General features: G+C 63.2%; 6 protein-coding genes. 5 read left to right on the forward strand and 1 reads right to left on the reverse strand.

The window, feature by feature from the left end:
* The first annotated feature begins 286 nt into the window (after positions 1-286).
* From ASE31_RS28515 to ASE31_RS28535, 5 genes are all read left to right on the forward strand, one after another.
* The gene (locus ASE31_RS28515; protein WP_057206169.1) at positions 287-1,771 is read left to right on the forward strand and encodes a YdiU family protein; all 1,485 of its coding nucleotides are present in this window, start codon (positions 287-289) and stop codon (positions 1,769-1,771) included.
* Positions 1,768-2,181, forward strand: coding sequence for a peptide-methionine (R)-S-oxide reductase MsrB (msrB, locus tag ASE31_RS28520; RefSeq protein ID WP_057206171.1), 414 nt, complete (start codon positions 1,768-1,770; stop codon positions 2,179-2,181). Before ASE31_RS28515 ends, msrB begins: the two co-directional genes overlap by 4 nt.
* A gap of 9 nt (positions 2,182-2,190) precedes the next feature.
* On the forward strand, positions 2,191-2,730 hold the full coding sequence (locus ASE31_RS28525; RefSeq protein WP_057206173.1) for a septation protein A: 540 nt from the start codon (positions 2,191-2,193) through the stop codon (positions 2,728-2,730).
* A gap of 2 nt (positions 2,731-2,732) precedes the next feature.
* A complete protein-coding gene (locus ASE31_RS28530; RefSeq protein WP_057206263.1) occupies positions 2,733-3,017 on the forward strand; it encodes a BolA family transcriptional regulator in 285 nt (94 codons plus the stop codon).
* Positions 3,018-3,084: 67 nt separating this feature from the next.
* Positions 3,085-3,870, forward strand: a complete 786-nt coding sequence (locus tag ASE31_RS28535) for a peptidylprolyl isomerase (RefSeq protein ID WP_057206175.1) — start codon at positions 3,085-3,087, stop codon at positions 3,868-3,870.
* 87 nt (positions 3,871-3,957) lie between these two features.
* On the opposite strand, the gene ASE31_RS28540 is transcribed toward ASE31_RS28535, so the two are convergent.
* Positions 3,958-4,731: a DUF1624 domain-containing protein gene (locus tag ASE31_RS28540; protein WP_057206177.1), complete on the reverse strand. Its 774-nt coding sequence runs from the start codon at positions 4,729-4,731 to the stop codon at positions 3,958-3,960.
* Positions 4,732-4,897 lie beyond the last annotated feature (166 nt).

Raw genomic sequence — 4,897 nt, forward strand, 5'->3', positions numbered from 1 at the left:
TCCAGTCGCGAACTAACTGTTCCAGTTTTAGAAATAATAAATGGGGTAAGAGGACTGGGTTTACCCGTATTCCATATGGCTGCAATTGTTCAAAAAAGATAGCAAAAAAGTCTTTACTGTTATAGAAATAATTGCAATTTTCAATGCCGTGAAGCCGGGATGAGGCTACCTGCCAATCAGGCTCCATCATTGCAACGATTGAAACGACTGGTCACAAAGCAGGTGACTGGCCGAGCGGCATGCCCCGCCTGCCAGCGGGGCATCACCCCTGGGAGACAATCCGTGCATGAACATGTCTTCCGACAGCGAGGCGGTCGCCGCATCCAGACTGGCCTGGCAGCAGGGCTTTGCCGCCCTGGGTCCGGCTTTCTTCACCGAACTGCAGCCCACGCCGTTGCCTGACCCCCATTGGGTGGGTACGAGCGCCAGCGTGGCGCGCCTGGTGGGGGTCGAGGAGGCCTGGCTGCGCAGCGATGCGGCGTTGCAGGCCTTCACGGGCAATGCCGTGCTCCCTGGCTCGCACCCTTTGGCCAGCGTGTACAGCGGGCACCAGTTCGGTATCTGGGCGGGCCAATTGGGCGATGGCCGGGCCATTCTGCTTGGCGAGACCGCTGCAGGGCTCGAGATCCAGCTCAAGGGCGCAGGCCGCACGCCGTATTCGCGCATGGGCGACGGTCGGGCGGTGCTGCGTTCCAGCATCCGCGAATTCCTGTGCAGCGAGGCCATGCAGGGCCTGGGCGTACCGACCACGCGTGCGCTGTGCATCACCGGGTCGCCCGCATCGGTGCGCCGCGAAGAGATCGAAACGGCGGCCGTGGTGACCCGCGTGGCGCCGAGCTTCCTGCGCTTCGGCCATTTCGAGCATTTCTCGGCCAACGACATGGACGAGGAACTCAAGGCGCTGGCCGACTACGTGATCGACCGCTACTACCCGGAGTGCAGGGGATCGACCCAATTCGGCGGCAACCCCTATGCCGCGCTGCTGCAGGCGGTGAGCGAGCGCACCGCGAGGCTCATGGCGCATTGGCAGGCCGTGGGCTTTTGCCACGGCGTGATGAACACCGACAACATGAGCATCCTGGGTCTGACCATCGATTACGGGCCGTTCCAGTTCCTCGATTCCTTCGTGCCCGGCCATGTCTGCAACCACAGCGATACCCAGGGGCGCTACGCCTACAACCGCCAGCCCAATGTGGCCTACTGGAATGTTTTCTGCCTGGCGCAGGCGCTGCTGCCGCTGATCGGCGAGCAGGAACTGGCCATGGCCGCGCTGGAGTCGTACAAGACCGTCTTTCCCGCCGAGTTCATGGCCCGCATGCGCGCCAAGCTGGGTCTGGGGGCGGTAGCCGGGGAGGGCGATGCCGAACTGATCGACGGCCTGCTGGTGCTGCTGGCCAAGGGCGGGGTGGACTACCCGATCTTCTGGCGCCGCCTCTCCCACGCCGTGGGCTCGGGCGAATTCGAGCCCGTCCGCGGCATGGTGCCCGACCAGGCGGCCTGGGACGAATGGCTGACCAGCTACCTGGCGCAGCCCCGGCTGGCGGATCGCACGCAGGCGTCCGAGGCCATGCTGGCCACCAACCCCAAGTTCGTGCTGCGCAACCATTTGTGCGAAGAAGCCATCCGCGCAGCGAAACTCGGCGACTTCAGTGCACTCCAAACCTTGCAGCAGCTGCTCGAGAGCCCATTTGAGGAGCATCCCGGGCACGAGTCCTACGCTGCCTTCCCGCCCGCATGGGCTTCTTCCATCGAGATCAGCTGTTCATCATGACCTATCCCGTCCACAAGACCGATGCCCAATGGCAGGCCGTGCTGCAGGAAAAGGGCGCTGAGCCCGGCGCCCTGCAGGTGACGCGCTTTGCCGCCACCGAACGCCCCTTCACCGGCAAGTACGAGGCCCATTGGGCCGATGGCAGCTACCACTGCATCTGCTGCGGTGCCAAGCTGTTCGACTCGCACACCAAGTTCGACGCGGGCTGCGGCTGGCCCAGCTTCTCTGAAGCCGTGCCCGGTGCCATCCAGGAAATCGTGGACCACAGCCATGGCATGTCGCGCACCGAGACAGTGTGTGCACAATGCGGGGCCCACCTGGGCCATGTGTTCGAAGATGGCCCCCAGCCCACCGGCCTGCGCTACTGCATGAATTCGGCCTCGCTCGACTTCGACGACAAGGCCCCCTGACCCCGCCCCATGAAAATCCTGCTCGACTTCCTTCCCATCGTCCTGTTCGTTGCCGCCTACAAGTTCTACAACATCTATGTGGCCACCGGCGTGCTGATGGCGGCCACGGTGGTGCAGATGGCCCTGGTCTACCTGATCGACCGGCGTCTGCAGACCATGCAGAAGGTGACGCTGGCGCTGATCCTGCTGTTCGGCACGCTCACGCTGGTGCTGCAGGATGACCGTTTCATCAAGTGGAAGCCGACGGTGCTCTACGGGGCCATGGCCATTGCGCTCGCCGTGGCGCTGTGGATCTTGAAGAAGAACTACCTCAAGCTGCTGCTGGGCAGCCAGATGGAGCTGCCCGATGGCGTGTGGATGCGCCTGAACGTTGCCTGGGTGATCTATTGCGCCTTCATGTCGGCCATCAACGCCTACGTGGTGCTCAATTTCAGCACCGAGGCCTGGGTGGAGTTCAAGCTCTGGGGCTATGCATTCCCGCTGGTCTTCCTGGTGGCGCAGGGCATCTACATCGCCCCCCACCTCAAGAACGACGAGCCTGCCGCATGACCATGGACACGACCGATGCGACCACGGTGCCCAGCCTGGCCCGGCAGATGCACGAGCGCCTGGCCGAACGTCTGGCGCCCACAGCGCTCGAAGTGATCGACGAAAGCGCCGACCACGCCGGGCATGTGGGGGCCAATGGCACGGGCTTTGGCACCCATTTTCGGGTGCGGATTGCCTCACCTTTGCTTACAGGCAAGAGCCGGGTGGCGCGCCATCGCCTTGTGTATGATGCGCTGCAGGAATTTTTGGATGCGGGCGTCCACGCCCTCGCTATTGAAATCCTCTGAACCGGCCCCATTGTCCTCATCTGCCGGATTTCAGCTGGCAATTACTTTCTCATTTTTTGGATTCCGCATGAAGAAACAGCTCCTGTCCGGCCTCGTGGCCGCTGCCGTGCTGGGCACGATGGCCCTCCCCGTTTCCGCCCAGAACATCGCCATCGTCAATGGCAAGGCCATTCCGAAGGAACGTGCTGAAGTGCTCAAGCAGCAACTGGTGCGTTCGGGCCGTCCCCTGACGCCAGAAGTCGAAGGCCAGATCAAGGACGAGTTGGTCACCCGCGAAGTGTTCATGCAGGAAGCCCAGAAGCGCGGCCTGGAAACCTCCGGTGACTTCAAGGTCCAGATGGAACTGGCGCGCCAGACCATCCTGATCCGTGAACTGTTCATGGATTTCCAGAAGAACAACCCCGTGACGGACGAGGAAGTCAAGGCCGAGTACGACAAGTTCGTCGCCGCCAACAGCGGCAAGGAATACAAGGCCAGCCACATCCTGATCGAAAAGGAAGCCGACGCCAAGGCCGCCATTGCCGCCATCAACAAGGGCGCCAAGTTCGAAGAGATCGCCAAGAAGCAATCCAAGGATCCAGGCTCCGGCGCCAATGGCGGCGCCATGGACTGGGCCAATCCTTCGAGCTACGTTTCGGAATTCACCGAAGCCATGATCAAGCTCGAAAAGGGCAAGATGACGCAGACGCCCGTCAAGAGCCAGTTCGGCTACCACATCATCCGCCTGGACGACGTGCGCCAGGCCGAGCTGCCCAAGCTCGAAGACGTGAAGCCCCAGGTGGCCCAGCAACTGCAACAGCAAAAGCTGGCCAAGTACCAGGAAGAGCTGCGCTCCAAGGCCAAGGTCGAGTAATCGGCTTTGTGACGGCACGCCATTGCGCGTGCCTGCCAGCAAAAACGCGGCCTCGGCCGCGTTTTCTTATGGTGGGGTCTGGTCGGATCAGGGTTTGAACATCCAGGCCAAGGCCATCACCACTGCGATCAGCACCGGCTGGTGCACCATGTAGAAACTCAGGGACCAGCGGCCCAGCACGGCCATGGGTTGGAGGGCGGTCGGCAGGCGCACCTGCAGCAGCTGCGGCCCACCTGGCCGGTGCAGGGCCCACTGGCCAGCGGCCAGCCCCCACCAGAGCACGCCCAGCCAGGGAAAGAGCGGCACATAGTCCTCGGTGAAGGGCTTGCGCCCCACCAGCCCCAGCCAGTTGAGCGTGCGGGCGTTGAAGGCCGGCGCAAGCTCGCTGAAGGCCCCTGTCAGCAGGTGGGTGGCCGCCACGGGCAGTGCCAGAGCCACCAGGCCGCACAGCCACAGCCATGCACCCCAGCCGGCGGTGAAGCGGGCGATCAACAGCATCACCGCCATGCCGTGCAGCACGCCGAAGTAGATGAAGCTGCGCGGGAACATGAAGAACGAGCCCAGGCTCACCAGCAGGGCGCAGCCGGCAATCTGCAGCCAGCGGCGCGCGAAGCGCTCCAGGCTCTGTCCCTGGTGCAGCGCGATGGCCTGGCCCAGGCCCGCGCAGAACAGGAACAGGCTCAGGATCAGGGTGCGTTGCGTGGTCCAGACCGGGTCGGTGCGGAAATCCTGGGGCCACAGGCCGAAATGGGCCAGGTCGAAGCAGAAGTGGAAGGCGGCCATCCAGACCATGGCCAGCGCACGAAGGGCGTCGACGGCTTCGTAGCGAGGGGCGGTGGATGGGTTTGAGAGTGGGTTCATTCGGGGCGAATGCGCTGTAGATCGCTGGGGTGTCAGTGGGTGGATCGTAGCGCGACTGGGGTTCACTGCTGCTGGTGGCTGTAGGGGTGTCTGTTGTGTTCAAAGGGCGGGAGCCGGGATGTGCGCCCGGCGGCGCACCCACCTTCTTTTGCGTCGCCAAAAGAAG

The organism is Acidovorax sp. Root217, assembly GCF_001428645.1.
Lineage (GTDB): Bacteria > Pseudomonadota > Gammaproteobacteria > Burkholderiales > Burkholderiaceae_C > Acidovorax.